Origin of the sequence: Actinomadura formosensis, from assembly GCF_050948385.1 — a bacterium.
Classification (GTDB): Bacteria; Actinomycetota; Actinomycetes; order Streptosporangiales; family Streptosporangiaceae; genus Spirillospora; species Spirillospora formosensis.
The window spans coordinates 1,183,303-1,209,133 of the sequence record NZ_CP192011.1 but is presented as its reverse complement, the minus strand read 5'-3'; the positions used below and the strand labels follow the sequence as shown (position 1 = coordinate 1,209,133).

General features: G+C 71.4%; 30 protein-coding genes, 1 tRNA gene and 1 pseudogene. 14 read left to right on the top strand and 18 right to left on the bottom strand.

The window, feature by feature from the left end; translation table 11 throughout:
• Positions 1-57 precede the first annotated feature (57 nt).
• Both ACQP1N_RS05710 and ACQP1N_RS05705 read right to left on the bottom strand, forming a co-directional pair.
• A complete protein-coding gene (locus tag ACQP1N_RS05710) occupies positions 58-345 on the bottom strand; it encodes a transglycosylase (protein ID WP_067800838.1) in 288 nt (95 codons plus the stop codon).
• A gap of 30 nt (positions 346-375) precedes the next feature.
• Positions 376-1,035 carry a TetR/AcrR family transcriptional regulator gene (locus ACQP1N_RS05705; RefSeq protein WP_433229479.1) on the bottom strand — a complete coding sequence of 220 codons (660 nt, stop codon included), beginning with the start codon at positions 1,033-1,035 and terminating at the stop codon, positions 376-378.
• A 92-nt stretch (positions 1,036-1,127) separates the two neighbouring features.
• On the opposite strand from ACQP1N_RS05705, the pseudogene ACQP1N_RS05700 reads away from it, so the two are divergent.
• Positions 1,128-1,493 (top strand): annotated as a pseudogene (locus ACQP1N_RS05700) (FAD-binding oxidoreductase); the annotation flags it as partial.
• A gap of 461 nt (positions 1,494-1,954) precedes the next feature.
• On the opposite strand, the gene ACQP1N_RS05695 reads toward ACQP1N_RS05700, so the two are convergent.
• Positions 1,955-2,104 (bottom strand): hypothetical protein, encoded by a 150-nt coding sequence (locus ACQP1N_RS05695; protein WP_433229478.1) that lies wholly within the window; start codon positions 2,102-2,104, stop codon positions 1,955-1,957.
• Between the two features lie 111 nt (positions 2,105-2,215).
• On the opposite strand from ACQP1N_RS05695, the gene ACQP1N_RS05690 reads away from it, so the two are divergent.
• Entirely contained in the window at positions 2,216-2,287 is a 72-nt protein-coding gene (locus ACQP1N_RS05690) for a BBE domain-containing protein (protein WP_433232582.1), read from the top strand.
• Between the two features lie 17 nt (positions 2,288-2,304).
• Entirely contained in the window at positions 2,305-3,774 is a 1,470-nt protein-coding gene (locus tag ACQP1N_RS05685; RefSeq protein ID WP_433229476.1) for a DHA2 family efflux MFS transporter permease subunit, read from the top strand.
• Here the strand turns inward: ACQP1N_RS05685 and ACQP1N_RS05680 are convergent.
• Both ACQP1N_RS05680 and ACQP1N_RS05675 read right to left on the bottom strand, forming a co-directional pair.
• Complete coding sequence (locus ACQP1N_RS05680; protein ID WP_433229475.1) at positions 3,761-4,999, bottom strand: cytochrome P450; 1,239 nt, start codon at positions 4,997-4,999, stop codon at positions 3,761-3,763. The two genes, ACQP1N_RS05685 and ACQP1N_RS05680, sit on opposite strands and share 14 nt — an antisense overlap.
• A 164-nt stretch (positions 5,000-5,163) precedes the next feature.
• Positions 5,164-5,700, bottom strand: coding sequence for a hypothetical protein (locus ACQP1N_RS05675; protein WP_433229474.1), 537 nt, complete (start codon positions 5,698-5,700; stop codon positions 5,164-5,166).
• A gap of 187 nt (positions 5,701-5,887) precedes the next feature.
• Here ACQP1N_RS05675 and ACQP1N_RS05670 point away from each other — a divergent pair, with 187 nt between their 5' ends.
• Together ACQP1N_RS05670 and ACQP1N_RS05665 are read left to right on the top strand one after the other, a co-directional pair.
• A complete protein-coding gene (locus tag ACQP1N_RS05670) occupies positions 5,888-6,775 on the top strand; it encodes a helix-turn-helix domain-containing protein (protein WP_433229472.1) in 888 nt (295 codons plus the stop codon).
• Positions 6,776-6,862: 87 nt separating this feature from the next.
• Positions 6,863-6,938 (top strand) — tRNA-Thr (locus tag ACQP1N_RS05665).
• Between the two features lie 87 nt (positions 6,939-7,025).
• Here the strand turns inward: ACQP1N_RS05665 and ACQP1N_RS05660 are convergent.
• The 3 genes from ACQP1N_RS05660 to ACQP1N_RS05650 all read right to left on the bottom strand — a co-directional run bounded on the left by ACQP1N_RS05660 (position 7,026) and on the right by ACQP1N_RS05650 (position 8,296).
• Positions 7,026-7,478 carry a tyrosine-type recombinase/integrase gene (locus tag ACQP1N_RS05660; RefSeq protein ID WP_433229471.1) on the bottom strand — a complete coding sequence of 151 codons (453 nt, stop codon included), beginning with the start codon at positions 7,476-7,478 and terminating at the stop codon, positions 7,026-7,028.
• Positions 7,479-7,541: 63 nt separating this feature from the next.
• Positions 7,542-7,727 carry a hypothetical protein gene (locus ACQP1N_RS05655; protein WP_433229470.1) on the bottom strand — a complete coding sequence of 62 codons (186 nt, stop codon included), beginning with the start codon at positions 7,725-7,727 and terminating at the stop codon, positions 7,542-7,544.
• A 293-nt stretch (positions 7,728-8,020) separates the two neighbouring features.
• The gene (locus tag ACQP1N_RS05650; protein ID WP_433229469.1) at positions 8,021-8,296 is read right to left on the bottom strand and encodes a hypothetical protein; all 276 of its coding nucleotides are present in this window, start codon (positions 8,294-8,296) and stop codon (positions 8,021-8,023) included.
• Between the two features lie 386 nt (positions 8,297-8,682).
• Here ACQP1N_RS05650 and ACQP1N_RS05645 point away from each other — a divergent pair, with 386 nt between their 5' ends.
• The 4 genes from ACQP1N_RS05645 to ACQP1N_RS05630 all read left to right on the top strand — a co-directional run bounded on the left by ACQP1N_RS05645 (position 8,683) and on the right by ACQP1N_RS05630 (position 11,455).
• On the top strand, positions 8,683-9,267 hold the full coding sequence (locus ACQP1N_RS05645) for a Type 1 glutamine amidotransferase-like domain-containing protein (RefSeq protein ID WP_433229468.1): 585 nt from the start codon (positions 8,683-8,685) through the stop codon (positions 9,265-9,267).
• Positions 9,268-9,366: 99 nt separating this feature from the next.
• Positions 9,367-9,942: a dihydrofolate reductase family protein gene (locus ACQP1N_RS05640; RefSeq protein ID WP_433229467.1), complete on the top strand. Its 576-nt coding sequence runs from the start codon at positions 9,367-9,369 to the stop codon at positions 9,940-9,942.
• Complete coding sequence (locus ACQP1N_RS05635; RefSeq protein WP_067796922.1) at positions 9,939-10,286, top strand: YciI family protein; 348 nt, start codon at positions 9,939-9,941, stop codon at positions 10,284-10,286. The genes ACQP1N_RS05640 and ACQP1N_RS05635 overlap by 4 nt, the downstream gene beginning before the upstream one ends.
• Positions 10,287-10,321: 35 nt before the next feature.
• On the top strand, positions 10,322-11,455 hold the full coding sequence (locus tag ACQP1N_RS05630) for an RNA polymerase sigma factor (protein WP_433229466.1): 1,134 nt from the start codon (positions 10,322-10,324) through the stop codon (positions 11,453-11,455).
• A 71-nt stretch (positions 11,456-11,526) separates the two neighbouring features.
• Here the strand turns inward: ACQP1N_RS05630 and ACQP1N_RS05625 are convergent, their stop codons facing one another.
• The 6 genes from ACQP1N_RS05625 to ACQP1N_RS05600 all read right to left on the bottom strand — a co-directional run bounded on the left by ACQP1N_RS05625 (position 11,527) and on the right by ACQP1N_RS05600 (position 17,419).
• A complete protein-coding gene (locus ACQP1N_RS05625; RefSeq protein ID WP_433229465.1) occupies positions 11,527-12,411 on the bottom strand; it encodes an EamA family transporter in 885 nt (294 codons plus the stop codon).
• Between the two features lie 63 nt (positions 12,412-12,474).
• Entirely contained in the window at positions 12,475-13,392 is a 918-nt protein-coding gene (gene rlmB / locus ACQP1N_RS05620) for a 23S rRNA (guanosine(2251)-2'-O)-methyltransferase RlmB (protein WP_067796913.1), read from the bottom strand.
• A gap of 124 nt (positions 13,393-13,516) precedes the next feature.
• Positions 13,517-14,911, bottom strand: coding sequence for a cysteine--tRNA ligase (gene cysS / locus ACQP1N_RS05615; RefSeq protein ID WP_067796911.1), 1,395 nt, complete (start codon positions 14,909-14,911; stop codon positions 13,517-13,519).
• Between the two features lie 63 nt (positions 14,912-14,974).
• The gene (locus tag ACQP1N_RS05610; RefSeq protein WP_433229464.1) at positions 14,975-16,228 is read right to left on the bottom strand and encodes an RNA polymerase sigma factor; all 1,254 of its coding nucleotides are present in this window, start codon (positions 16,226-16,228) and stop codon (positions 14,975-14,977) included.
• Positions 16,225-16,581, bottom strand: a complete 357-nt coding sequence (locus tag ACQP1N_RS05605; protein WP_207393933.1) for a YciI family protein — start codon at positions 16,579-16,581, stop codon at positions 16,225-16,227. The genes ACQP1N_RS05610 and ACQP1N_RS05605 overlap by 4 nt, the downstream gene beginning before the upstream one ends.
• 100 nt (positions 16,582-16,681) lie before the next feature.
• Positions 16,682-17,419 carry a DUF6585 family protein gene (locus ACQP1N_RS05600; protein WP_433229463.1) on the bottom strand — a complete coding sequence of 246 codons (738 nt, stop codon included), beginning with the start codon at positions 17,417-17,419 and terminating at the stop codon, positions 16,682-16,684.
• Between the two features lie 214 nt (positions 17,420-17,633).
• Here ACQP1N_RS05600 and ACQP1N_RS05595 point away from each other — a divergent pair, with 214 nt between their 5' ends.
• Complete coding sequence (locus ACQP1N_RS05595) at positions 17,634-18,695, top strand: DUF2637 domain-containing protein (protein WP_433229462.1); 1,062 nt, start codon at positions 17,634-17,636, stop codon at positions 18,693-18,695.
• Positions 18,696-18,739: 44 nt separating this feature from the next.
• On the opposite strand, the gene ispF is transcribed toward ACQP1N_RS05595, so the two are convergent.
• Positions 18,740-19,201 carry a 2-C-methyl-D-erythritol 2,4-cyclodiphosphate synthase gene (gene ispF, locus ACQP1N_RS05590; protein ID WP_433229461.1) on the bottom strand — a complete coding sequence of 154 codons (462 nt, stop codon included), beginning with the start codon at positions 19,199-19,201 and terminating at the stop codon, positions 18,740-18,742.
• Positions 19,202-19,235: 34 nt separating this feature from the next.
• On the bottom strand, positions 19,236-19,718 hold the full coding sequence (locus ACQP1N_RS05585) for a CarD family transcriptional regulator (protein ID WP_067634555.1): 483 nt from the start codon (positions 19,716-19,718) through the stop codon (positions 19,236-19,238).
• Positions 19,719-20,067: 349 nt separating this feature from the next.
• Between ACQP1N_RS05585 and ACQP1N_RS05580 the strand changes: the two genes are divergently transcribed.
• Positions 20,068-20,841, top strand: a complete 774-nt coding sequence (locus ACQP1N_RS05580) for a hypothetical protein (protein ID WP_067796894.1) — start codon at positions 20,068-20,070, stop codon at positions 20,839-20,841.
• 131 nt (positions 20,842-20,972) lie between these two features.
• Entirely contained in the window at positions 20,973-21,839 is an 867-nt protein-coding gene (locus ACQP1N_RS05575) for a hypothetical protein (RefSeq protein ID WP_131732336.1), read from the top strand.
• Between the two features lie 69 nt (positions 21,840-21,908).
• Here the strand turns inward: ACQP1N_RS05575 and ACQP1N_RS05570 are convergent, their stop codons facing one another.
• Both ACQP1N_RS05570 and ACQP1N_RS05565 read right to left on the bottom strand, forming a co-directional pair.
• The gene (locus ACQP1N_RS05570; protein ID WP_067796889.1) at positions 21,909-22,589 is read right to left on the bottom strand and encodes a response regulator transcription factor; all 681 of its coding nucleotides are present in this window, start codon (positions 22,587-22,589) and stop codon (positions 21,909-21,911) included.
• Positions 22,586-23,791 carry a sensor histidine kinase gene (locus ACQP1N_RS05565; protein ID WP_433229458.1) on the bottom strand — a complete coding sequence of 402 codons (1,206 nt, stop codon included), beginning with the start codon at positions 23,789-23,791 and terminating at the stop codon, positions 22,586-22,588. Before ACQP1N_RS05565 ends, ACQP1N_RS05570 begins: the two co-directional genes overlap by 4 nt.
• A gap of 176 nt (positions 23,792-23,967) precedes the next feature.
• On the opposite strand from ACQP1N_RS05565, the gene phoU reads away from it, so the two are divergent.
• Entirely contained in the window at positions 23,968-24,630 is a 663-nt protein-coding gene (gene phoU / locus ACQP1N_RS05560) for a phosphate signaling complex protein PhoU (RefSeq protein WP_067796883.1), read from the top strand.
• A 59-nt stretch (positions 24,631-24,689) separates the two neighbouring features.
• Entirely contained in the window at positions 24,690-25,778 is a 1,089-nt protein-coding gene (locus tag ACQP1N_RS05555) for an oxidoreductase (RefSeq protein ID WP_207393924.1), read from the top strand.
• Positions 25,779-25,831: the final 53 nt, after the last annotated feature.

Sequence of the window (25,831 nt, the reverse complement as noted above, 5' to 3'; positions counted from 1 at the left end):
CAGCCCCTTCCGGAGGTCCCGGCGACCGCATACCCGAACCGGGCGCCGCTTGCGGGGTCAGCGCGGGGAGCGGCGACGGTGTGCGCGCCATCCCTGGTACCTCGCGACGAGCACGACGCCGATCATCGCGAGGCCGATCTGGAAGACCAGTTCGATCCAGTCGATTCCCTTGGTCGTGGACACACCGACCTGCTGCGCGAGCGCCGTTCCGATGATCGCGGCGACGATGCCGACGACCACGGTCAGCAGGACGCCGATGGGCTGACGGCCGGGCAGCAGCAGCCGGCCCAGCCCCCCGATGATCGCTCCGATGATGATCGCGGTGATGATGCCCGTAATGTTCATGCCGTCCCTGTGCCCACTTGGGGCGGCGCCTCACCCGGGCTGCCGCTCTCCCATGGAGTCGAGGTCGGCGAAGGTCAGCGCCGGGCCGCGCAGTTCGCCCGGCCGGGCGGCGGAGGCGCGCAGCCCGTCGGTGATCAGGTCGAGATGCCGGTGCGCCAGTTCGTCCGCGAGTTCCCGGGAGAGCGGGCCGGGCAGCGGCCGGGACAGCCGGACGAGCAGCATCCCGATGTCGCCGTGGGTGACGTCCGGCCGCAGGTCACCGTCCCGCTGCGCCGACTTGACGAGGTCCTGCATGATGAGGACGCCGTCGGACCGGACTGCGGCGATCTCCTCGTCCTCGAACGGGATCTCCTCCAGAAGGACGGGGAACACCGCGCCGATGCGGATGTCGAGGACGCGGTGCATGTAGCGGACGAGGGCGGCGAACGCGGTCGGCTCCTCGTCCCGCGCGCGCTTGGCCTCCTCTGTGGTGCGCTCTAGAGCGTCCAACGCGACGGCTTTGGTCAGGGCCTGGCGGTCGGGGAACCGGCGATACAGCGTGGCGATGCCCGTGCCCGCGCGCTTTGAGATCTCTTCCAGGGGGGCGCCCGGGCCCTGCTCGACGAAGACCTCCCTGGCCGCGGCCAGGAGGCGGTTGCGGTTGTCGCGCGCGTCGGCCCGCAGCGGACGCTCCTTCGGCTTCTGCCCCATGGGGTGAGCGTAGCAAAACAAGTGGAGACAAATCCTCCGGTCAGTGCTACGGTGCGAGTAAGTGGAGAAAAAACCTCCGGAAGGAAGAGGTCATGGCCGCGATCGCCACCCGCACCACCGAACCGCCGACCATCGACGCCACCGGCCCGGCGGACGTCCGCGCCGCGATCCTCACGGCCCGCGAACAGGGACTGCCGCTGACCGTCCAGGCCACCGGACACGGCACGGTCGTCCCGCCGGACGAGGGGCTGCTGCTGAAGACGTCCCGGATGTCCGGCGTGCTCGTCGCCCCCTCCCGCCGCGTCGCCCGCGCCGGCTCCGGCACCCGCTGGAGCGAGGTCATCACCGCCGCCGCGCCGCTCGGGCTCGCCCCGCTGTCCGGCTCGCACGCGTCCGTCGGCGTCACCGGCTACACCCTCGGCGGCGGCGTCGGCTGGCTGTCCCGCCGGTACGGGTTCGCCGCCGACCACCTGCTGCGCGCCCATCTCGTCACCGCCGACGGCCGGTACCTGACCGCCGACGCCGACCACCACCCCGACCTGTTCTGGGCACTGCGCGGCGGCGGCGGAAACTTCGGCGTCGTCACCTCGCTGGAGTTCCGGCTCCACCCCGTCTCGACGGTCTACGCGGGGGTCGCGCTGTTCCCGATCGAGCGGGCCGCCGACCTGCTCACCCGGTTCCGGGACGAGTCGGCCACGCGGCCGGACTCGCTGACCGTGACGGTGGCGCTGACGCACCACCCGCGGTTCGGCCGGGTCGTCGCCGTCCGCGCGGTGCACACGGGTCCCGCCCGGGACGGCGCGCGGGCGCTTCGATCACTGTGGGAAGCCGGCGGGCCGCCCCTGCGGGACGGCTTCCAGGCGATGCCGTACGCCGAGACCGAGACGCTCGGCGGCACCCCGCCCCAGCACTTCCACCTCTACGCCGACCTTCCCGACGCGCTGATCGCCGCGATCGTCGCCAGTGACGCGTCCGGGATCGAGGTCAGGCACTGGGGCGGCGCGATGGCACGCCCGGCACCGGACGCGGGCCCGGTCGGGCACCGGGACATCCCCTTCTCGCTCACCATCGACGGCTCCGACGCCTCCCTGGCGCCGCACGCGACCGGCGGCTCGTTCCTGAACTTCCTGCACGACCCTCCAGGACCGCCGACGCCTACACCCCGGCGAACCTCCGGCGGCTGCGCGAGGTCAAGCGCGCCTACGACCCGCAGAACGTGTTCCACCGCAACCACAACATCCAGCCCGCCTGAAATGCGAGGTAACCGTCATGGCAACGCTCACCGCTCCGGCCCCGTCCCAGCGCCTCGACCGCGGGCTCGTCACGCTCGGCATCGTGGTGGTGCTCGGCGCGATCATGTCGATCATCGACGCGACCGCCGTCAACGTCGCCACCCGCACCCTCGCCGACGACTTCGGCGCCTCCATCACCTCCGTCCAGTGGGTGCTGACCGGCTACATGCTGGGGCTCGCCGCCGTCATCCCGGTCACCGGCTGGGCCACCGAGCGGTTCGGGGCCCGCCGCGTCTGGATCACCGCGCTGCTGCTGTTCCTCGGCGGCTCCGCGCTGTCCGGACTCGCCTGGTCGATGCCCGCGCTGATCGCGTTCCGGGTCGGGCAGGGCATCGGCGGCGGCATGATCATCCCGGTTGCGCAGACGATCCTCGCCCAGGCCGCGGGACCGTCCCGGATGGGACGCGTCATGGGCTTCATCGGGCTGCCGATGCTGCTCGGCTCCGTCGCCGGCCCGATCGTCGGCGGGCTGATCATCTCGACGGCCGGCTGGCGCTGGATCTTCCTCGCCAACCTGCCGCTGGGCGTGATCGCCGTCCTCGCCGCGCTGCGCCTGCTGCCCCGCTCGGAGCCCCGTCCCGCGTCACTGGACGTCCGGGGCCTGCTCCTGCTGTGCGCCGGCGTGACCCTGTTCGTCTACGGGACCACCGAGGCGGGACGTCCCGGAGGGCTCGACGCGCCGCGCACCTGGACGATCCTCGGCACCGCGGCCGTGCTGATCGCGCTGTACGTGCTGCACGCCCGCCGAGGTGAGGCGCTGATCGACATCGCGCTGTTCCGGCACCGCGGCTTCACCGCCGCCGCCGTGACCAACGTCGTCGTCGCGATCGCGCTGTTCGGCGTCCTCGTCCTGCTGCCGCTGTACTGGCAGGTCGTCCGCGGCCACGGCCCGCTGGCCACCGGCCTCCTCCTCACGCCCCAGGCGCTGGGTGCCGCGGTGGCCATGCCCCTGGCCGGACGCCTCACCGACCGCCTCGGCGCCGGCGTGGTCGTCCCCACCGGCGTCGTCCTCGGCCTCCTGGGCACGGCCGCCTACACACAGATCCACGCGGACACCCCGGTGACCCTGCTCGCGGCGGCGCTCTTCGTCATCGGGCTCGGCCTGGGCGCGACGATCATGCCGTCCATGGCGGCCGCCTACCAGGCCCTGCCGCCGGCCCTGATCCCCCGTGCGACCAGCGCGATCAACACCCTCCAGCGGATGGGCGCGTCGGTCGGCACCACCGCGCTGGCGGTGATCCTGCAACACGAGATCACCGTCCAGGCCCCCGGCCTCGGCGGCTCGGCCCTGGCCCCGCTCCCCGACGCGACGCGCATCGCCGTGGCCCCGCACCTGGCGACCGCCTTCGGCCACGCTTTCTGGATCGCGCTGGTCATCGGGGCCTTGGCAGTGATCCCGGCCCTCCTGCTCCCCCGCGGCGACGCCGGGCGGCCTACCTCCGGATGACCCTCATCGGCACGGGCCCGGCCGGGCGATAGGTGATCTCCGCCCGGCCGGGCACGGCCACGCCCGGCGCCAGATCCAGCCGGTAAGCGCGGCTGATGGTGGCGAGCACCAAAGTCGCCTCCAGCATCGCGAAGCCGGCTCCGACACAAATACGCCGACCGCCCCCGAACGGCAGGTACGCATATCGGGGACGCTGCTGATCCCCGATGAACCGTTCCGGCTGAAACCCCTCGGGATTGGGCCAGAAATCCTCGTTCCGGTGAATCAGATAAGGCGGGATGGCCACGGTGGACCCGGCCGGTATCCGCACCCCGGCGACGTCGTCGTCATTCACCGCGTCACGCTCGATGGTCCAGGCCGGCGGATAGAGCCGCATGGCCTCCGAGAGGACGGCCTTCGTCCACGGCAGCCGATCGGCATCCTCGGCCTTCGGCTCCCGGCCGCCGAGCACATCGTCCACTTCCTCTTCCAGCCGCTCCCTGGCCGCCGGATACCTGGACAACAACACCAACGTCCACGCCAGCGAAGCCGCGGTGGTCTCATGACCGGCCAGCAAAAGCGTCAGGACCTCGTCCCGAAGCTCCTCCGCGTCGAACTCGCCCCGCTCCTTGAGCAGATTCAGCAACTCTCCCCCGGAACCCCCCTGAACGACCCGCTGCACCATTCCATCAAGATGCGCGATCGCACCCCCAAGACCCGGCACCCGCCGATACAGTTCCCGCTTCGCGGTCACACCCGGCAGGAACGTCCCGATCACCGTGCCCCGTTGCAGCGCCTCCAGCGCCCGCCCCGTCCGCTGCGCCTCCCCGGCGAGCTCACTACCGAAAAGCGCCCGCCCGACGATGTCCAGCGTGAGCTTCCGCAATTCCCCCGCCGCGTCCAGCATCACCCCGTCGGGCCACCGCCGGACGAACCGCTCCGCCGTCTCCACCATCTGCGGCACGAACCCGACGATGTGCCGCTGCGAGAACACCGGCTGCACCAGCCGCCGATGCCGCCGCCACGTCTCCCCCTCACTGGTCAGCAGCCCGTCCCCGAGAACCGCCCGCAACGGCCGGTAGGTGAACGCCTTCACATAGTTGTCCTGGCCGGCCACCAGCACCCGCTCGGCATGCTCGGGCCGCGACAGCAGAAAGAACGCCCGCCCCGCCCCGAACGGCACCCGCACCGCATCCCCATAGCGCCGTGCGAGCGCCCCATACGTCCCCAGCGGATCCCGGACCATCCGCCCCCACCACCGAAAGGCCCCGGCACTCCCCGGCCCGGCAACGCCCACTCCACCCATCCCCCCACCGTAAGAACCGTCCCCGTCCCCGACAACCCAGACGCCCCACACGCGCCGCCGCCCCGAGCCCGGCGGCGGCCAGGCCCGGGGCGAACGGTGGAAGGCTACGGCGTCGTCGTCTCCCAGTACTTCCAGCCTTCCTTGGTGGTCGGAATGTCACCGTAGAAGGCGTCCAGGAACTGATCAGAGCAATCTGGGCGGGTGCGGCGCTTCTCGAACAGCACCCGGTAGCCGATCACGCGGTAGCGGATGTGCCCGTACCGATTCCCGCTGATCTGGTGCTCGTACCAGTGCCCCACGGTCACGGTGTTGGACTTGGTCGCCGACGCGGACACCTGTACTTTGACGGTGGCCCACAGCGCCCCGATGGACACATCCGCACCGGCCTCAAGCGTCGCGGACTCCGTCCACGACTTGTCGACCTTGCCGGTGACCTTGCCGCCCTTGCCGTCCACGAAATGCGTGCCGGGCACCCAGTAGCTGACCACTCTCTTCGACTTGACCTTGTAGTAGACATCGGTCGGGCACCCCCTCGCCGGCTTGGCGGGGCCGGCCGGCGACGCGGCCACGGCCGGCGTGGCACTCGCGGTGAGCGCCACCGCGGTCGCCAGGCCGAGCCCGAGCGTACGGAACCTGGTCATCTTTGACTCCTCTTCGTGTTCGACGCGGAAAGCCGAAGCGCTTTTGCGCAACGTGCCGCAATGGCGGGGATCCCAAGTGGCGCCATCGCGTCCGGCATCGAGCATTCAAGTCGTCCTGATCATGGAGTTGCACCCATTCGAGCGTTCGGGATGGACCCGAACGGCGCCGTTCTGCCACACTCTGCGCGTGAACGACGGCGAGGGGGAACTGGACCCTTCCTCGGTGACCACCGAGGAACAGTTCGTCGTGGCGCTGCGAAGACTCCGGGAACGCAGCGGCCTGACCTACAAGGAAATCGAGCGGCGCACCTCCGCCGGGGACGGCCTCTCGCTGCCGGCGTCCACTCTGGCCACGGCACTGCACCGGCACACCGTCCCTCGGCGCGAGATCGTGACGGCGCTCGTACAGGTCTGCGGCGACGACGTGACCCCGTGGCTGACGGCCCGGGAACGCCTCCTCCACCCCATGCCCCCCGAGCCGCCCGCCCCCGCCGAAAGCTCCCCGCAAGCCCCACCCCGACCCCGCCGCCTGCCGCCCCGGCGCATCGCCGCCGGTACCACGATCCTGGCCGTGGCCGCAATCGCCATCGGCGTCGTCCTCACCCGTCCGTCCCAGAACACCGGCAGCACTTCCCAGCCGGCACCGGCGACCTCATCGCCCACCCCTATCCGACCGGGTTCGACACTCAAACTCGGGGGCCTCTGCCTCTCCGAACGGGCGTACGACCGGACCGGACTCGTCTTCCTCAAGGACTGCGACCAGAGCTTCCCGCCGCGCCGCCTCACCCGAGACGGAACGTTCTGGCGCGTCACCACGCGACACCCAGAATTCGGCCCCGGCTGCATGGGAGTCGTGGACGCCTCGTTCCGGCCGGGCACGCCCCTGTCCGACGACACCTGCGGTCACGCCCAGCCGGACCGCTTCACCCTCCGGAGAGTGACCGGCGGAGTCCAGCTACGCCCCGCCGACCGCGACCTCTGCGTCGGTGTCAAGGGGGCACCCGCCGCCGACGCCCCGATACTCCAGCTCCCCTGCGACGAGCACGCCCCCGGCCAGCTCTTCACCATCACCTGACCGCTCAACCACGCCACATCCGCCGCCCAGGTAACCCCCACCCCGAGCGAGCGCCCCGCCGAGTCGACTACGATGCGGGACGAGCCCGCCGGCGTAGCTCAATTGGCAGAGCATCTGTCTTGTAAACAGAAGGTTAGGGGTTCAAGTCCCCTCGCCGGCTCCAGCAGGTCAGCCCCCAATTGCGATCTTGGTTGACCGTTTGCCCGGCCCGCGGAATCGGGCCGGAAGTGTCCAAAAAGTGTCCACCGGGTCATGATCCCGTCCTCCCGGTGTCCTCGATGTCCTTGAACGGCAACACGTTCAGCACCGTCTCGGTCGACTTACCATGCACGGCCTGGCGGACGTGGGTGTACAGGTCCTCGATGATCCGCACCGTCGAATGCCCGAGCTGGTCCGACACGATCTTGATGTCGATGCCGGCCTCCAGGCCGAGGGTGGCCGCGGTGTGCCGCCCCTCGTGGAGGCGGATCACCGGCAGGCCCGCGGCGACGGCCTGCTTCTGGAAGTCCTTCGATACGGTGTCCGGGCTGTAGGGCGTGCCGTTCTCCCGGCAGAAGAACATCCCGTGGTCCTGGTACGCCTTACCGGCGGCGAACTTCTCTCGCTTGAGCATGGTCAGGTACGCGGGGACGAGTTCGGCCGTGCCCGAGTCCAGCGAAACGATGTCGGGGTGGACGGGCTCTCTCCATCCGATGGCGAACACGTGGCCGTTCGCGGCCTTGTCGGCGCCCTTCCAGGATTCGCCGAGCTTGAGCTTGTCGGCGAGCTAACGCTTACGGTGTGCTTTGAGGACGTCGACCGTCCCGGCGTCGAGGCTAACGACGCGGGACCGGCCGCTCTTGCTGGTGCCGTGCCGTCCGCCGGTGGTGACGAGGTCGCGGTAGAGCCTGGTGATCTGGCCGGGCCGGCCAGCTTGGAGGCTCAGGCTGCCGATGTTGGGCTTGACGTGCAACCAGTCAGGGTGATCGAGGGGCATTCACGGTCACTCGCGGTACGAGCGGAGGCCAGGTCAGCCGCTATGGCGGCCGGGATCGGTTTGGTTCCCAAACTGACAGCGCGGGTTTGCGGGGCGCCCCACGCAGGACCGGCAGAGCATCTACGGGAAGAGTGAGCGATGGCAGGGCACGCCAAGTGGAGTCCTACACCGATCCTTCTCCCGGTCGGCCGGCGGTTGGCCGTCACGCCGGATTCCTGATGTGCCCGGCACCGGTGGGCCACCGGTGCCGGGCACATCAGGTCAGGACGTTAGTCCACGACGTACAAGGCCCAGCCGCGCGTGGGGTCGAGCTGGCAGATGTAGCCGGAGTAGCCGTGGCGTTTGTAGTACTCGCCGCCGTTCTTGCAGGAGGTTTTGTCGGGGTACCAGCCGACGAAGTGCGTGGCGTAGGCGGATGCCGGGGAAGCGGCAGCCGACGAGGTGATGGGAGCGGCCGAGGCGGCGCCGGCCAGCACGGCGCCTGTGAGGCTGAACAGGGCTGCGGTGCCCAGGGTGGCGGTGAGGCGAACGATACGTCGTGTCATGGATTCTCCTGCGATCGACGAATCTTCACTGACGTGTCCGCCCGGCCAGGCACTCTAATGATCATCTACATCGTTCCACGGCGCAACACTCTTGATCAACTACTTTGGGTCACTTGCGCAACGCACTCTGGGCCGATCGGATGCACGATTGAAGCGCCCCGGGTCAAAGCCTCCTTCCAATCTTGGAAGGGGGCGTTTGCTGTGACCTCGAACGGCCGGGTTGGGTGCGACCGAGGTGAGGCGGGCAGGGGCGGGCTGCTGCTGGCTTTGGTAGGCCCGAGGGCGGGGAATCGCTTGTCGAGAGGGCTCACTACGGTGAGCCTGTGTCTGGGGCTGTCGTGCGGGCGTTTTTGGGGAGTCGGGGACTTGGCGCCCTCCTGGGGTGGATGGAAGAGCTTCCTCGTTGGCCGGGGCGGGTTGTGGTGGTGCCCACGGCGGGTAACCCGCTGCCGTTGACGCCTTGGGTCGATGAGGTGGTGGGGCACTTGGCGGCCTGCGGGGTGCGGGTTGAGTACCTCGATCTGGAAGGTGCGCGGGCGGCGGACGTGGACGGTGCGGTGGAGCGCTGTGAGCTCGTCTTCGTCACCGGCGGTCATCCGATCCTTCTGCTGGAGCACGCGCAGCGCAGCGGGTTCGTTCGCATCGTCAAGCAAGCTGTTCTCGGCGGCGAGTTGGCCTACGCCGGTGTGTCCGCCGGGGCCGCCCTGGCGACCGCTGACCTCGCCTTCTACCGGGGGCCTGACGACCCAGGGTCGGTCGAGACCACCGAGGGTCTCGGGCTGGTCGGATTCTTTCCCCTCGTGCACGCCGACCGCGGTCGGCGGGAACGGTACGCGCGACTGATCGCCGCTTACGGGGACCGCTGTGAGTTCGTGCCGATCAACGACGACGAAGCCGTGGTCGTGGCGGGTGAAACGTGGTGGCGGCAGGCGTCGGCCGTCACCGTGCCGCGCCCGCCCTCGCGATCCTGATCCGGCGTTTTTCTGGGTGGGGTGTCGATTTGCGGGGGGTGCGTTCGTGTAGGGGGTGAGAGGTCGGTGGTGGGCCGGCCGGGAGCTTGGGGAGGCGTTGTGGGGAAGGTCGTTCTGGTCGAGCATGTGTCGCTTGATGGGGTGATGCAGGCGCCGGCGGGGGCTGATGAGGATACGCGGGACGGGTTCGTGCGCGGTGGGTGGGCTGTGGCGGGGAATGACGAGGTCATGGCTTCCGCGCTGGGGCAGAGGATGGGCTCGGACGGAGCGCAGCTGTTGGGGCGGCGGACGTACGAGCAGTTCTACGAGTACTGGCCTCGGCAGAGGGACGGGAACCCGTACACGGACGCGCTGAACCGAGTCACGAAGTACGTGGTTTCGGAGACGCTGCGGGAGCCGTTGCCGTGGCAGAACTCGGTGCTGCTCGGCGATGTGGCCGAAGTGGTGGAGGTCAAGAGGGGGGTGGCGAGGCTCACCGTGCTGGGGAGCGGGGTGCTTGCGCGGGAGCTCATGCGGCGGGGGCTGGTGGACGAGTGGCTGCTGATGGTCCATCCGCTCGTGCTGGGGACGGGTCGGCGGCTGTTCGAGGGGGTTGAGGCGTCGTTGCGGCTTGTGGAATCGGTGACGACGACCACCGGGGTAGTGATCGCGACGTACGTGAAGGAGGGGGCATGAAGCTGTACTTGCTCAACATGATCCAGCCGGTGGGCGATCCGCCGCCGCCGGAGGTGCTGGAGAAGGTGATGGCGGACATCTTCGAGATCCGGCGTGACCTGGAGCTGGAGGAGTCGTGGGTGTTCGGGCACGGGCTGCACGGGCCCGAGGCGTCCACGATGGTGCGGCTGCGCGACGATGAGGTGATCGCGACGGACGGGCCGTGGGCGGAGGGCAAGGAGCACATCGGCGGCATCACGATCATCCAGGTGGAGGATCTGGACGCGGCGCTCAAGATCGCGGCCAGGTTCGTCAAGGCGACGGGGTTGCCGATGGAGGTGCGGCCGTTCCACGGCGAGGTGTGATCGAGGAGGTCTTCCGGGCGGAGCACGGGCGGGCGGTGGCCGTGCTGGTCCGTGCCTTCGGCGATATCGACGTCGCCGAGGACGCCGTCCAGGACGCGTTCGCCGAGGCGGTGCGCAGGTGGCCGGTGGAGGGGACGCCGCCCAGCCCGGCCGGGTGGGTCATCACGACGGCACGGAACAAGGCGATCGACCGGGTGCGCCGGGAGGCGGCGCGGGCGGGGAAGCAGGCGCAGGCCGCGATGGTGGACGAGGGCGAGCCGGTCGAGGTGGGGACCGTGCAGGACGAGCGGCTCCGGCTGATTTTCACGTGCTGCCATCCGGCTCTGGGATTGCAGGCGCGGGTGGCGTTGACGTTGCGGTTGCTGGGCGGGCTGACCACGGCGGAGATCGCGCGGGCGTTTCTGGTGCCGGAGAAGACGATGGCGCAGCGGCTGGTGCGGGCGAAGGGGAAGATACGGGACGCGCGGATTCCGTATCGGGTGCCGGAGGAGGGTGATCTGCCGGGGAGGCTTTCCGGGGTGCTGGCCGTTGTCTATCTCGTTTTCAATCAGGGGTATGGGGGTCGGGATGAGTTGGCGGCCGAGGCGATCAGGCTGGGGCGGGTTCTCCATGAGCTGATGCCGGACGAGCCCGAAGTGCTGGGGCTGCTGGCGTTGATGCTTCTCATCGAGTCCCGTAAGGCCGCCCGGATGGTGGACGGGGAACTGGTTCTGCTCGGTGAGCAGGATCGCGGGTTGTGGGATCGCGGGCTGGTGCGGGAGGGGCAGGCGCTCGTCCGGCGGTGTCTGGAGATCGGCCGGCCGGGGCCGTATCAGATCCAGGCGGCCGTCAATGCGGTGCACAGTGCCGCGGCGACCGCCGGGGATACGCGGTGGGGGCAGATTCTCCGGTTGTACGACCAGTTGATGGTCGTGGCGCCGAGTCCGGTGGTGGCGCTCAACCGGGCCGTGGCGGTGGCCGAGGTCGAGGGACCCGGGGCCGCGTTGGGCCTGGTGGACGGTCTCGACCTCGGCCGGTACCACCTGTTCCATGCGATCCGCGCCGATCTGCTGAGGCGGCTGGGACGCGACGAGGAGGCCGCCGAGGCGTACGGCCGAGCCCTGGAGCGGACGGATAATCCGGCCGAAATGACCTTCCTTGAAAAACGGCTGCTCAGTTTGCGGCCGTGAAACGGGTGCGGCCGGGAGGGGATTGGTCGCGCTGATGGCGATATCGCGTCGAGCACGGGGAGCGAGGTTCCTCACGGCCTCCGGTTGAGGGTCTGGCCGGCGACGAGAGCGCCGAGGGCGATGGTGAAGCCGACGATCTGCCACGCCGTGAGCGTCTGGCCGAGGATGACCAGGCCGGCGAGAGTGGCGACCATCGGGTTGGTCAGGCCGAGCAGGGACACCGACGTCGGGGGCAGCCGGTCGATGCCGCGGAACCACAGTGCGTACGCGATCGCGGTGCCGACGATGCCGAGGTAGGCGAAGCCCAGCACGTTCTCGCCGGTCATGGACGACGGGACGCCCTCGGCGGCGAGGGTGACCGGCAGGAGGACCAGACCGCCGACGGTGAGCTGCCACCCGGCCATGACCAGCGGCGATTCGGGGCGGCCCCATTTTTTGGCCAGGACGATCGCGGCGGCCATGAGGGAGGTGGCCGTGAGCATGGCGAGGATGCCGAGCGGGTCGAGGCGGGCGTCGGCGGTCAGCGTCAGCAGTGCGACGCCGCCGGTGCCGGCGATCGCCGCGTACAGGACCGGGCGGGCCGGGCGGACGCGCAGGACGCCGAGCGACAGCAGCGCCACGACCAGCGGCTGGACGGAGCCGATCGTCGCGGCGACCCCGCCGGGCAGCCGGTAGGCGGCGAAGAAGATCAGCGGGAGGAACGCGCCGAAGTTCAGCATGCCGAGGACGATCGTCCTCCACCACCAGCCGCCGCGCGGGAGGCGCCGGGTGACGGCGAGCAGGACGAGGCCGGCGGGGAGGGCGCGCAGGGTGGCGGCCAGCAGCGGGCGGTCGGCGGGAAGGAGGGTGGTGGTGACGACGTAGGTGGTGCCCCAGCTCGCGGGGGCGAAGGCGGCGAGGGCGAGGTCGGACGCGTAGCGGGCGCGCACCGTGCGCGGTGCGGCGACGGCGGTCATCGAATTCACCTCATGGTCAATAATCTGAACGTTGAGATTATTTCCGTTGAGGCAAATCGGTGCTCAGGCGCGGAGCCGGCTGATCTCGTACAGGGCGATGCCCGCGGCGACCCCGGCGTTCAGCGACTCGGCCCTGCCCGGCATGGGGATCGTCACCAGCAGGTCGCAGGTGTCGGCGACCAGGCGTCCGAGCCCCCTCCCCTCCGAGCCCACGACCAGCACGAACGGCCCGGAGGCGATCTCCAGGTCGGCGACGGCCACGCCGCCCCGCGCGTCCAGCCCGGCGACGAAGCAGCCGGCCTTCTGGTACGCCTTGAGCTGCCGCGTCAGGTTCGTGGCCTGCGCGACGGGGACGGTCGCGAGCGTCCCCGCGGACGACTTCCACGCCCCCGCGGTGACCCCGGCGGCACGCCGCTCCGGCACGACGACACCGGTCGCGCCGAACGCGGCGGCGGACCGGACGATCGCCCCCAGGTTGCGCGGGTCGGTGACCCCGTCCACCGCGACGATCAGCGGCGACGTTCCCTTGAGCAGGTCGTCGGGGTGCGCGTACCGGTACGGCCTGACCTGCAGTGCGATGCCCTGGTGGACGGCGCCGTCCGTCAGCCGGTCCAGCTCGTTCTTGCCGGTCTCCAGCAGCGGGACGCCCCGGTCGGCGGCCAGCTGGATGGACTCGCGCACCCGCTCGTCCGTCCCGGACGTCACGTACAGCGCGGTGCCCGGGACGCCCGCGCGCAGCGCCTCGACGACCGGGTTGCGCCCCGTGACCAGCTCCGGCACCTCACCGGTCGCGCGCCGCGCGCCGGCGGGACGCCCGGCGGGGCGGGCGTCCGGCGAGGGTCCCTTCGCGCGCCCGCCCGGACCGAGCGTCGGCGTTCCGGTGCGCTTGGCGTTCTTGACGGCACGGGCCTTCTGGCGCTTGCCGTGCCAGTGCCGGTCCTCGGCCTTGGGAGTGGGCCCCTTGCCCTTGTGCTTGGCCATTGTCGATCATGCCCCTCGCGACGATTGCGTGCGCGCCCTCGCGGCTGCCGGGCGGCTCAAGATCTCAGCGGGACGGCGAACGAACCCCCGCGAACGTCCGATTTTATCCGCAGTGCGGGACCCCTCAGCCGCGCTTGAGTTCCCAGCGCGGCCCCTGCGGCGTGTCCTCGACGAGGATGCCGGCCTCCGCCAGGCCGTCGCGGATCGCGTCGGCGGACGCGTAGTCCTTGCGCGCGCGCGCCGCCTGCCGCTGCTCCAGCGCGACGGCGACGAGCGCGTCCACGACGGGACGCAGGTCCTCCTCGCCCGCACGGGTCCACTGCGGCGACAGCGGATCGATGCCCAGCACCTCCGCCATCGCCCGCACGTCCGCGAGCCCCCGCCGCACCGCGTCGAGGTCGCCGGCCGCAAGGGCGCTGTTCCCGTCCCGGACGGTCTCGTGCAGCACCGCCAGCGCCTGCGGTACGCCCAGATCGTCGTCCATCGCCGCGGCGAACGCGGCCGGCACAGAGGAAGGCGGGACCGTGCCCACCACCTCCGAGGCCCGCGTTACGAAGCCCTCTATGCGCTGATAGGCGGAGACGGCCTCGGCCAAGGCGGCATCGGTGTAGTCCATGAGCGACCGGTAGTGCGCCGAGGCCAGGTAGTAGCGCACCTCTACGGGACGGGCCTTGCCCAGCAGATCCGGTAGCAGGACCACGTTGCCGACCGACTTGCTCATCTTCTCGCCGTCCACGGTGAGGAGCCCGTTGTGCAGCCAGTAGCGGGCGAAGCCGTCACCGGCGGCACGGGACTGGGCGATCTCGTTCTCGTGGTGCGGGAAGATCAGGTCGACGCCGCCGCCGTGGATGTCGAACGTCGCGCCGAGGTACTTCGTCGCCATCGCGGAGCATTCGAGATGCCAGCCGGGGCGCCCGTCCCCCCAGGGGGTCTCCCAGGCCGGCTCGCCCGGCTTGGCCCCCTTCCAGAGCGCGAAGTCGCGCGGGTCGCGCTTGGCGTCCTCGTTGGGGGTGTCGCCGGCGGACCGCATGTTGTCCAGCCGCTGGTTCGACAGCGCCCCGTACTCGTCCGCCCACGACTTCACGTCGAAGTACACGTCGCCGGCCGCCGCGTACGCGTGGCCCTTCTCGACCAGCCGGCGGATCAGCACGATCATCTCCGGGACGTGCCCGGTGGCGCGCGGCTCGACCGTCGGGGGCAGGCAGCCGAGCAGGTCGTAGCCCTGCGTGAACACCCGCTGGTTGCCCTCGGCGACCGCGAACCACGGGACGTCCCGCTCCGCCGCCACCGCGATGATCTTGTCGTCGACGTCGGTGACGTTGCGCGCGAACGTCACCTCGTAGCCGGACGCGCGCAGCCAGCGCAGCAGCACGTCGTAGATGACGCCGGAGCGCAGGTGCCCGATGTGGGGTGACGCCTGCGGGGTCGCACCGCACACGTACATCCCCACGCGGCCCTCTTCCAGGGGCTCGAACGTGCGGACGCTACGGGTGCCGGTGTCGTAAAAACGCAGACTCACGAACTCAGGTTATTGGATGACACGGGGCCGCGCGGCGCGCAATGCGGGCTCGCACCGGGAACCTCAGGCGTCTTCATCGTTTCCCCCATCGAGGCGGGCGGCGCGGGACTCCAGGTAGCGGCGCTCGGGAAGGCTGGTGGTGCGCCGGGCCGCCTCCCGGTACGCCTCCCGCGCGGCACCGGGCTCTCCGGCCATCTCCAGCAGATGCCCGCGGACGGCGGCGAGCCGGTGGTGTCCGGACATGCGGGCGTCGTCGTCCAGCGGCCGCAGCAGGTCGAGCCCGGCCGCCGGCCCGTCCACCATCGCCAGCGCCACGGCCTCGTTCAGCGTGACCATCGGGTTCGGGGCCAGATGCGCCAGCAGCCGGTACAGCGCGAGGATCTGCGGCCAGTCGGTGTCCTCGGGGCGGCGCGCCTCCGCGTGGACGGCGGCGATCGCGGCCTGCAACTGGTACGGGCCGGGCGGCGACCAGGTGAGCGCGCCGGTGATCAGCGCCGTGCCCTCGGCGATCGCGGAGGCGTTCCAGCGCGTCCTGTCCTGGTCGGCGAGCGGGATCAGCCGCCCGCCGGGCCCGGTGCGGGCGGCGCGGCGGGCGTCGGTCAGCAGCATCAGCGCGAGCAGGCCGGCGGCCTCGCCGTCCTCCGGCAGCAGCCGGTGCAGCGCCCGGGTCAGCCGGATCGCCTCCGCGGTGAGGTCGGCGCGCCGCAGCTCGGGCCCGCTCGACGCCGTGTACCCCTCGTTGAAGATCAAGTACAGGACGTGCAGGACGGCCCGCAGCCGCTCGGCCCGCTCGTCCGGCGGCGGCGTCCCGAACCGCGCCCCGGCCGACCTGATCTTCTGCTTGGCCCGGCTGACCCGCTGCGCCATCGTCGCCTCCGGGACCAGGAACGCCCGCGCGATCTGCGCCGTGCTCAGGCCGCCGACCGCCCGCAGCGTCAGCGCGACCTGCGAGGACGGCGACAGCGCCGGATGGCAGCACAGGAACAGCAGCGTCAGCGTGTCGTCGCGGTCGCCCGGCCGGTCCTCGTCCGGGCGGGCCGGCTCGTCCCGCTCCCGGGCGAACACGGCGGCCTCACGGTCGCGGCGCGCCCGCTCGCTGCGCCACCGGTCGGTGAGCCGCCGCGTCGCGACGGTCAGCAGCCAGCCGCGCGGGTGCTCCGGAACGCCGTCCCCCGGCCACTGCACGGCGGCGGCGAGCAGCGCCTCCTGCACGGCGTCCTCGCAGGCGTCGAACGCGCCGTGCCGCCGCACGAGCGTGCCGAGGACCTGCGGCGCGAGGGTGCGCAGCAGGTCCTCGACGGCCGGGGGCGTCCTCACATCTCGGTCCCGGCCTCGTCCATGACCGCCCGGACCTCCAGGTGGCCGCCGAACCGGATGTCCGGCCAGCGCGAGGCGATCTCCACGGCCCGCTCCCGCGACTCGCAGTCGACGGTGAGGTAGCCGGCGAAGTGCTCCTTGGTCTCCAGGAACGGCCCGTCGGTCACGGCCGGCTGCCCGTCCACCCCCCGGACGGTCTTCGTCCCGGACGGGTCGGCCAGCGCGTTCCCGCCGACCATCTCCCCCGACTCGGTCAGCTCCCGCATGATCGCGTCGACCTCGCCGAACAGCGCCTCGCGCTCCGCCTCCGTCAGTTCCTCCACGAAGCCGGGACGGTTGTAGATCAGCAGCATGTACTTCACGGTGTGCTCCTCTTCACGCGGCCCCGTTGGCCGCTCGTCACAGCAGGATCGGAGTGGCGGGCGCGTCCTCGACATCCCCGGGAGAAAATCTTCAGGAGGATTCCGCCAGCCTTCTGAGCCGGTGGCACAGTGCCGTGAACGCCAGCGCGTCCGGCATCCGGGAGGCGAGTGCCATCAGGTCCATGCGGCCGGTGTGCGCGTGGACGATCACCATGCCGTTGTCGATCGCCACGTCCCGGACGGCCTTCCACGGCAGCCGCTCGCCGTCCTTCTCGACGCCGTCCAGGTCCAGGGTGAACGGGCCGAGCCGCACGGGCTCCCGCTTCCGCACCGCCGCCAGGTGCCGCGGGACGATCCGGGCCGTCACCTCTTCGGCGACCGCCACCCCGAGGGTCCGGACGTCCGGGATGTCGTCTTCGAGCCGCAGGACGCCGCCATCGTCCGCGACGATCGTGAAGCACCACCGGACGCGCGGGCCGGCGCGGCGGCCGGACACCGTCACCGAGACCAGTTCGTCCCACGTGTAGGCGGCCTCGCCGCCCGGCCCGCTGACGGACAGGCCGCCCGTATGCAGGCGCGCGACCCGGTGGCGGAAGCGCGGACGGTCACGTCCCGCGATCCAGCCGGCGGCCGCCGCGTACCCCATCGCGAGCAGCAGCACCGGGACGCCCGCCCACCACACGCGGTCGTGCAGGTAGACGACGGCCACCGGGATCATGGCCAGCGACGCCAGGCACAGCAGGCACAGCCATGCCCAGGTGCGGCGGCCCGCGGCCCGGCCGTCGAACGTCCGGATCGGCTCGCCCAGCCGATCGCTCGGCAGCGGCACGCCGCGCTACCCGGCCGTTCGGGCCCGCGTTCCGTCCCCGGACCACCCGTACGGCATCGCGGCCTCCCCTCGGATGTCGTCCTCCATACGGTACGTCTCCCCACTTATGGTGTGGAGCGACAAAGTGATCACCACAAAGTTGCAGTTCGCCGCCGTCCCGGCTGGTTAATCTCGGCTGAGGACCCTCATCGGCGCATCCTCGGAACGAGACTCCATGCCATCTGACCCCACCCGGCCGTCCTACACCCGGGCGCAGCGGCGGCTGCTCACCGCCCTCGCCGGCCTCGTCGTCGCCGCGCTCGCCGGCGGCGCGTACGTGCTGACCTACGACGCCCTCCGCGAACTCGCCCTCACCGGCGGGGTGAGCCGCCGCTGGGCGCCGCTGTACCCGGCGATGGCCGACACCCTCGTCGCGATGACGATCCTGTCGCTGGCCGTCACCCGCAACGCCCGCTGGTGGACGCGGCTGCTCCGCTGGACGCTGCTGCTCGTCCTCGTCGCCGGGGGCGCCGCGATCTCCGTCCAGCGCTCGGTCCGGGGCTTGTCCTCGATGCCGGACGACCCGGTCCGCGTCGGTGTGGCGGTGGCGCCGCACGTCATGCTGGTGATCGCGATCTGGCTGTGGCTGACGATGTTCAAGCAGATCCGCGTGGCCCGGCCCGCCGCCGCGGAGGCGGCCCCGGCCGAAACGCAGCGCGGCCATGTGAAGGTCCTGGAGCGCGCCGCGCCCCCGCTGGCCCTGGAGCCGCCCGCCGAGCCCGAAGACCCGGAAGACCTGATCCCCTTCCCCTTCGACCCCAACGGCCCCGACACGCAGGTGGGGGGCGCGCACCGGCCCGCTACGCAGGAGACCGCCGAGCACGAGGCAGGCGAAGAGGCGGACGAACAGGACACGGTCGAACACGAGCCCGCCGCGCGCGCGGCATCCCGGCCCGGGCCGGGCGGGTACGGGGGGAGCCTGTCGTCGGAGCCCGCGCCGCCGCTGGACACGCTGCCGGAGCCTCGTCCGCCGCTCGATTCCGCTCCGGCTCTGCTGCCGACGGACGTCGAACTCGTCCGGAGCCGTGACCGGGACGATGCGGAGCAGCGTCCGGTGGCGTCCACGACCCGTCCCGACATCGTGATGCCGGTACCCCCGGGCGGGGACGAGGATCTGCACGACGCACCGCCCGCCGACCGCGCCGAGGACCCCGACGCCGGCGACCCCACGGCCGAGGACTGGAATCCGCCGCCGTCCGGCAATTTCCGCAGCGGCCCCATGCCGCCCGCCGGCTAGCGGAACGGTCCGGGGCTTTCGTCCCGGCGTGAGCGCCCTGTTCCTTAGATGACGAGGGCGGTGGCCATGGCCGCCAGTCCTTCGCCCCGGCCGGTCAGGCCCAGGCCGTCCGTGGTGGTGGCGCTGATCGTCACCGGGGCGCCGGAAAGGGCCTCGGTGAGGGTCTTCTCGGCCTCGGTGCGGCGTTTGCCGATCTTGGGACGGTTGCCGATGATCTGGATGGCCACGTTGCCGATGCTGAAACCCGCCTCATCGACGAGGCGGGCCACCTCGCGGAGCAGGTCGACGCCGGACGCGCCGGACCAGCGCGGGTCGGCGGTGCCGAAGACGGCGCCGAGGTCACCGAGACCGCAGGCCGACAGGAGCGCGTCGCAGGCGGCGTGCGCGGCGACGTCGCCGTCGGAGTGGCCGGCGAGGCCGTGGCCTTCACCAAGCCATTCGAGGCCCGCGACCCAGAGGGGGCGCGGGGTGGACGAGAACGGGTGGACGTCGGTACCGACGCCCACCCGTGGAAGCCGTGTGCTCAACTCGGCCGGCCGCTCAGCTGGCCAGAACCTCGTCCAGCAGGGCCTCTGCCTTGTCCTCGTTGGTCTTCTCGGCGAGCGCGAGCTCGCTGACCAGGATCTGGCGCGCCTTGGCGAGCATCCGCTTCTCGCCGGCCGACAGACCGCGTTCCCTGTCGCGCCGCCAGAGGTCGCGAACGACCTCGGCGACCTTGTTGACGTCGCCGGACGCGAGCTTCTCAAGGTTCGCCTTGTACCGGCGCGACCAGTTGGTGGGCTCTTCGGTGTAGGGTGCGCGAAGCACCTCGAACACCTTTTCAAGTCCCTCCTGGCCGACGACGTCCCGGACGCCCACGTCCTCGACGTTCTCGACCGGGACCCGCACTGTCAGGTCGCCCTTGTCAACCTTCAGGACCAGATAGGTCCTGTCCTCACCCTTGATGGTGCGAGTCTCGATGGCCTCGATCCGAGCAGCCCCATGGTGGGGGTAGACGACGGTGTCGCCGACCTGGAAAGTCATGTGACAAGTACCCCTTCCGCTAAGACCAGGGTAGCACGGAAACGAGCGTGCCTGAACCGGCCTTCCAGACATATCCGCAGGTCAACCCGCATATTGGGGTATTGACAAAGCCCTTTATCGGTGCATCGACGCCCAGTTCTCCACACCCAGAGTAATCACTAGATCACCCGCCTCCCATCGAAACGCCATTACCGGTAAGGGGCACCCGGTTACAAGCATCCAGCCCGCCGGCCACGAGGATGGGTTCCATACTGGATGTGAACACGCCGGGCGGCGCGGGTACGAAGCGCCCGGAAGCGTCTGAATGGGACGGCCGGCCGCGGGGAACGTGAGCCGGGGGAGGTGACGTGTGAGGCCGGACGGCGGCGACCCGGAGCCCGACGACTACGGGCTTCCGCCCGTTGACGTCGTCGTGCCCGACGACGCCCGCGAACTCGAAGGCGACATGCTCGCCTACCTCCGCGAGGAGCGGCGCAGGCGGCACCGGGAGCGGGTCGGGCGGCTGGTCCGGCCGGTGGCCCGGTTCGGCGTCGCGATCCCGATCATCGCGGGGGCGCTGCTGGTCGCGCTGCTCAGCGGCGTGCTCATGACGGCGTTCGGGCCCCGTCCCACGCCCCGGCCGACGGGTGCGCAGCTCGCGGCCCGGCCGTCGGCGAGCCCCGGGGAGATCGGCGGCCTGCTGCCGGACGAGCGGGTCGAGATGGTGGCCCGCGACCGCACCCCCACGGCACTGCGCGACCTGCGTCCCGGCGTGATCGGCATCGTCCCGCCCGCGTACCGGTGCGAGGACGTGGTGGCCGACCTCGCGGGCCGCACCCAGCAGTCCAAGCTGAACTTCTGGCTCGTCGCCGACCCGCGTCCGGCCGGCGGCAAGAAGGCGATGTCACTGAACGACCTGAGGGCGTGCGCGGGCACCGCCCATAACGGGACGCCGCTGATCCTCGAAGACCGGGACGGCGTCCTCGCCGGGACCTACGCCCCCGGGCCGGGCACGCCCGGCCCGGCGGGCACCGGGCTCACCGCCGTGTTCGTGCAGCCGGACGGCGTCGTCACCGAGGTCGTGCACGCGCCCAGGCCGGGTCCGGAGCTGACCGGGAAGGTGGAGTCGCTCCAGTCGGGGTGACGGCGTGTCGGCGACCCCGGGGAGGGGCTTGCGGCAGGGTCTCGCTACGCTTCCCCTGGCGTATCTCAACGCCACTCTCACAACTTTTCGATGTCACATCTTTGATGACACTTCGCGAGGAGACCGACGCCGTGATCCGAAACAGCCGTCGAGTGGTCGTGCTCGCCGTCGCGGGCGCCGTCGCGATCGCGCCGGTGATCTCCGGTTGCGGCGCCGGCAGGGAACCCCAGTCCGCCGCACCGAGCCGCCTGAGCGAGGGCGTCAACGTGTCGCTCCCGACGAAGAAGGCCGAGGCGGCGCAGATCAACCTGCGCAACATGTTCCTGCTGGGCGGGCAGTCCGGTGAGACGCTCAAGGCGGGCGCGTCCCTACCGCTCTACGGCGTGATGATCAACCAGGTGGAGGGCCGGCAGGACCGCCTGGTCTCGGTCAGCTCGCCCGTCTTCGGCCAGGCGAGGATCGAGGGTGGCGGGATCACGCTGCCGCCCGCCGCGGCGGACGGGACGGGCAGCGCGGTCAAGCTGCTCGGCAAGGCGCACCCGGCCCCCGCGACCACGCCGTCCGGGGAGAAGAAGACCAAGCAGCCCACGGGCACCCCGACGCAGGAGCCCACCGGGACCGGGGCGACGCCGAACACGTCCGGCACCCCGACGTCCGGCAACACGACCGGCCCGCAGGAGAGCGCCCTTCCGGCGACGCCGGCCGGTGAACAGCCGCTCGTGGTGCTGACCGGGCTCACCAGGGACCTGCTCGCCGGAACCGACGTCCCGGTGCGGATGCAGTTCGAGCACGCGGGCACGGTCGAGTTCCAGGCTCCCGTGGTGCCGCACCAGGGGGACTTCCTCACCTACCCGCTGGCCTCGCCGACCGGGCCGGCATCCGGCGGCCCCACCCCGAGCCCCTCGACGAGCCCGTCGCACAGCCCCTCGCACAACCCGTCGCACAGCCCGTCTCCCGGTGCGGCCGAGCCGACGACCGAGCCGACCCAGGGCGCCTGACCGGCAGGCGCCTGCCCCGAGCGGAAAGGAACGGCCCGTCCGCCGCGGACGGGCCGTTCTCCGTACCGGTCAGGGCTCGAACTTGTAGCCCAGTCCGCGGACGGTGACGATGTGCCGCGGCGTGGACGGCGCCTCCTCGACCTTGGCCCGGAGCCGCTTGATGTGGACGTCCAGCGTCTTGGTGTCGCCCACGTAGTCGGCGCCCCACACGCGGTCGATCAGCTGCATCCGGGTCAGGACGCGGCCGGCGTTGCGCAGCAGCACCTCCAGCAGCTCGAACTCCTTCAGCGGCAACTGGACGGGCTCGCCGCCGACGCTGACCACGTGCCGTTCCACGTCCATCCGGACGGGCCCGGCCTCCAGCGCCACGGGCGCCGGCTCCTCGGCCTCGCCCTGGCGGCGCAGGACGGCCCGCATCCGGGCGACCAGCTCCCGGGTGGAGAACGGCTTGGTCACATAGTCGTCGGCGCCGAGTTCCAGCCCGACGACCTTGTCGACCTCGCTGTCCTTCGCGGTCAGCATGATCACCGGGACGCTGGACCTGGCGCGCAGCTCCCGGCACACCTCGGTGCCGGGCAGCCCCGGCAGCATCAGGTCGAGCAGCACGAGGTCGGCACCGCCCCGCTCGAAGATGTCCAGCGCGTCGGGGCCGGTGGCGGCGACCGCCACCTCGAAGCCCTCCTTGCGCAGGTTGTACGACAGTGCGTCGCTGAACGACTCCTCGTCTTCCACGACGAGCACACGGGTCACGGTGATGCCTCCCGGGCGGTGTTCTCTGGGTCTTTGCCTGCGGTCCCCGCGGCGGGACGGGACGGGCCGTCGAGCAGCGGGAGCCGGATCGTGAACGTCGACCCGTGCCCCTCCTTGCTCCACACCGTCACGTCGCCGCCGTGCTTGCCGGTGACGTGCTTGACGATGGCGAGGCCGAGCCCGGTCCCGCCGGTCTGCCGGGAGCGCGCCGGGTCGACCCGGTAGAAGCGCTCGAAGATCCGGCCGATCTCGCTCTCCGGGATGCCGATGCCCTGGTCGGACACGTTGATCTCGGCATGCCGGTCGTCGCACCGCCGGGTCGAGACCACGACCCGGGTGTTCTCGGGGCTGTAGGCGACGGCGTTGTCGACGAGGTTGCGCAGCGCGGTCACCAGCAGCTCGTGGTCGGCGCGGACCCGCAGGCCCTCCTCGCCGCCGGACGCCAGTTCGATCTCCTTGGCGGACGCCCTGGTCCGGCAGCGTTCGAGCGCCTCCGCCATGACCTCGTCCAGCACGACCGGCTCCAGGGCGGGCAGGGGCTCGTCCCCCTGGACCCGCGACAGCGTCATCAGGTCCTGGACGAGGTTGGTCAGCCGCACCGACTCGTACTGCATCCGCCCGGCGAACCGGCGGACGGCCTCCGGGTCGTCGGCGGCGCCCTCGACGGTCTCGGCCAGCAGCGACAGGGCACCGACCGGGGTCTTCAGCTCATGGCTGACGTTCGCGACGAAGTCGCGGCGGATGGCCTCGGTGCGGTGCATGTCGGTGAGGTCCTCGGCCAGGACGAGGACGAGACCGTGCGACCCGAGCGGCGCGACGCGGACCGCGAACCAGCGCCCGTCCGCCCGGCTCCGCACCCGCGTCGGCCCGACCTGGATCTCGCTCTCCCGGATCTCCCCGTCCCGGCGGACGAGCCGGGTCATGGCGAGGACCTCGTCCACCACCAGCCGGTCGCCGCTGACCAGGCCGAACGCGCGGGCCGCGGAGCTGGCGCGCAGCACCCGGTCCTCGCCGTCCACGACGACGGCGGACGACCGCAGGACGCTGAGCACCGACGCGACACCGGGGGGCAGGGTGCCCACCGGGGTCGCCGGGGCCGCCGTCCGATGGGCTCGTTCGCTCACGCGCACCGCCAATCCAGTCGTGAGCCCGATCGCGAGCCCGGCGAGCCCGGCGAGGCTCGCGACAATCTCGACCTCCACACCTCGGATCGTAGGCGGCCTTCCGACCTGCCCTTCCCAACGGCCCAGGTCGGGACTCGGCCGTTCCCCGAAAGTTCACCTTTCCATGGGGAGGTGTTCATACCGGCGGGGCAGGCTGTGGCGTGGGCGAGTCCGCCCCTCCCGCCCGTCCCCCGGCTCACCTCGAAGGACTTCAATTGCGCGACGCCTACCACGAGGAACTCGACTCCCTCACCGACAGCCTGGTGGAGATGACCCGGCTCGTCCGGTCCGCGATGTCCCGTGCAGTGACCGCCCTGCTGGACGCCGACCTGCGGCTGGCGGAGGAGGTCATCAGCGGTGACGAGCACGTCAACAAGATCGACGCGGACATCGAGGCGACGGTGTTCGACCTGATGGCCCGCCAGCAGCCCGTCGCGGGCGACCTGCGCACCCTGATCACCGCGCTGCGGATGAGCGGTGACCTGGAGCGCATGGGCGACCTCGCCGTCCACCTCGCCAAGACCGCCCGCCGCCGGCACCCCGAGTCGGCCGTCCCGCCGGAGCTGCAGGCCACCGTCCTGGAGATGGGGCAGATCGCCGAACGCATGATCGCCAAGACGGGCAGCGTCATCGCGGCCCAGGACGTGGAGAGGGGCCTCGAACTGGACGCCGACGACGACCAGATGGACCGTCTGCACCGGCGCCTGTTCGACATCCTGCTGTCCCCCAGGTGGAAGCACGGCGTCGAACCGGCCGTCGACATCACGCTGGCCGGACGGTATTTCGAACGCTTCGCCGACCACGCCGTCCACGTGGCGGAGAACGTCGTCTATCTGGTGACCGGCCGGCGCCCGGAGGAGATCAACGATTTTTCCTGACCAGAGCTTTCCCACCTGGGTCTGGACGGCATGATCCGCTTTCGTTAGCTTGGCGGTTCATGATGCTGATGAGGGCACTCGTACGGAAGTTGTCGTTCGCTGGAGTGTGCGGCGCCGTGGTCGCGGCGTCACTCACCGTACCGGCCACCGCGAACGCGGACACCGGCAAGCCGGGGTGGCGGCTGACCCCGACCGGCACCGAGGCGCGGCTGCGCGGGCTGGCGGCGGTCGGCCGCGACGTCGCCTGGCTCTCGGGCAGCGGCGGGACGGTGCTGCGGACCACCGACGGCGGCCGCACCTGGCAGAACGTCGCCCCGCCCGGCACCGCGGGCCTGGACTTCCGCGACATCGAGGCGTTCGACGCGCGGCGGGCCGTCGTGCTGGCGATCGGCAGCGGCGACGCGTCCCGCCTCTACCGGACCTCGGACGGCGGCCGCACCTGGACGCTCGGCTTCAAGAACGACGAGCCCACGGCGTTCTACGACTGCGTCACGTTCTTCGACTCCCGGCACGGGCTGGCCATGAGCGACCCCGTGGACGGCAAGTTCCGGATCATCGCCACCCGGGACGGCGGACGTAGCTGGCGCGTGCTGCCGTCCAAGGGCATGCCGCCGGCGCTGGAGGGCGAGATGGGGTTCGCGGCCAGCGGGCAATGCCTGGTCGGCCAGGGGTCCCGGGATGTGTGGCTCGCCACGGGCGGCGGGTCCCGGGCGCGCGTGTTCCACTCCGGGGACCGCGGCCTCACCTGGACGGTCGCCGACACGCCGCTGCCCAGCGGCCCGACCCAGGGCGCGTTCGCGGTCGCGTTCCGCGACTCCCGGCACGGCATCGTGGTCGGCGGTGACTACCGCCCCGGCGCCTCGTCCCCGCAGGCCGCGGCGACGACCAGCGACGGCGGCCGCACCTGGCGGCCCGCACGGACTCCCCCGGCCGAATTCCGGTCGGGAGTGACGTGGCCGCGGTACTCGGGCCAGGCCGCGCTCACCGTCGGCCCGACGGGCAGTGACGTCACCTTCACCGGCGGCCGCACATGGACCCAGTTCGACGGCGGCAGCTTCGACACCGTGGACTGCGCGTCCGACGGCGGCTGCTGGGCCGCCGGCGAGAAGGGCCGCGCCGCCCGCCTCACCGTCCGGTTCCCCAGGTAGCCCTTCCGGTTCCCAGGTAGCAGCAGCCCCCGCGCCGCAGGGCGCGGGGGCTT

What these genes read in the sequence shown, in the direction of transcription:
- ACQP1N_RS05710 (WP_067800838.1), bottom strand. Translation starts at nt 345, where the DNA reads ATGAACATTACGGGCATCATCACCGCGATCATCATCGGAGCGATCATC.
- ACQP1N_RS05705 (WP_433229479.1), bottom strand. Translation starts at nt 1,035, where the DNA reads ATGGGGCAGAAGCCGAAGGAGCGTCCGCTGCGGGCCGACGCGCGCGAC.
- ACQP1N_RS05695 (WP_433229478.1), bottom strand. Translation starts at nt 2,104, where the DNA reads ATGGTGAGCGAGAAGGGGATGTCCCGGTGCCCGACCGGGCCCGCGTCC.
- ACQP1N_RS05685 (WP_433229476.1), top strand. Translation starts at nt 2,305, where the DNA reads ATGGCAACGCTCACCGCTCCGGCCCCGTCCCAGCGCCTCGACCGCGGG.
- ACQP1N_RS05680 (WP_433229475.1), bottom strand. Translation starts at nt 4,999, where the DNA reads ATGGTCCGGGATCCGCTGGGGACGTATGGGGCGCTCGCACGGCGCTAT.
- ACQP1N_RS05675 (WP_433229474.1), bottom strand. Translation starts at nt 5,700, where the DNA reads ATGACCAGGTTCCGTACGCTCGGGCTCGGCCTGGCGACCGCGGTGGCG.
- ACQP1N_RS05650 (WP_433229469.1), bottom strand. Translation starts at nt 8,296, where the DNA reads ATGACACGACGTATCGTTCGCCTCACCGCCACCCTGGGCACCGCAGCC.
- ACQP1N_RS05645 (WP_433229468.1), top strand. Translation starts at nt 8,683, where the DNA reads ATGGAAGAGCTTCCTCGTTGGCCGGGGCGGGTTGTGGTGGTGCCCACG.
- ACQP1N_RS05635 (WP_067796922.1), top strand. Translation starts at nt 9,939, where the DNA reads ATGAAGCTGTACTTGCTCAACATGATCCAGCCGGTGGGCGATCCGCCG.
- ACQP1N_RS05625 (WP_433229465.1), bottom strand. Translation starts at nt 12,411, where the DNA reads ATGACCGCCGTCGCCGCACCGCGCACGGTGCGCGCCCGCTACGCGTCC.
- rlmB (WP_067796913.1), bottom strand. Translation starts at nt 13,392, where the DNA reads ATGGCCAAGCACAAGGGCAAGGGGCCCACTCCCAAGGCCGAGGACCGG.
- ACQP1N_RS05605 (WP_207393933.1), bottom strand. Translation starts at nt 16,581, where the DNA reads ATGCTGCTGATCTACAACCGTCCCGGCTTCGTGGAGGAACTGACGGAG.
- ACQP1N_RS05595 (WP_433229462.1), top strand. Translation starts at nt 17,634, where the DNA reads ATGCCATCTGACCCCACCCGGCCGTCCTACACCCGGGCGCAGCGGCGG.
- ACQP1N_RS05585 (WP_067634555.1), bottom strand. Translation starts at nt 19,718, where the DNA reads ATGACTTTCCAGGTCGGCGACACCGTCGTCTACCCCCACCATGGGGCT.
- ACQP1N_RS05555 (WP_207393924.1), top strand. Translation starts at nt 24,690, where the DNA reads ATGATGCTGATGAGGGCACTCGTACGGAAGTTGTCGTTCGCTGGAGTG.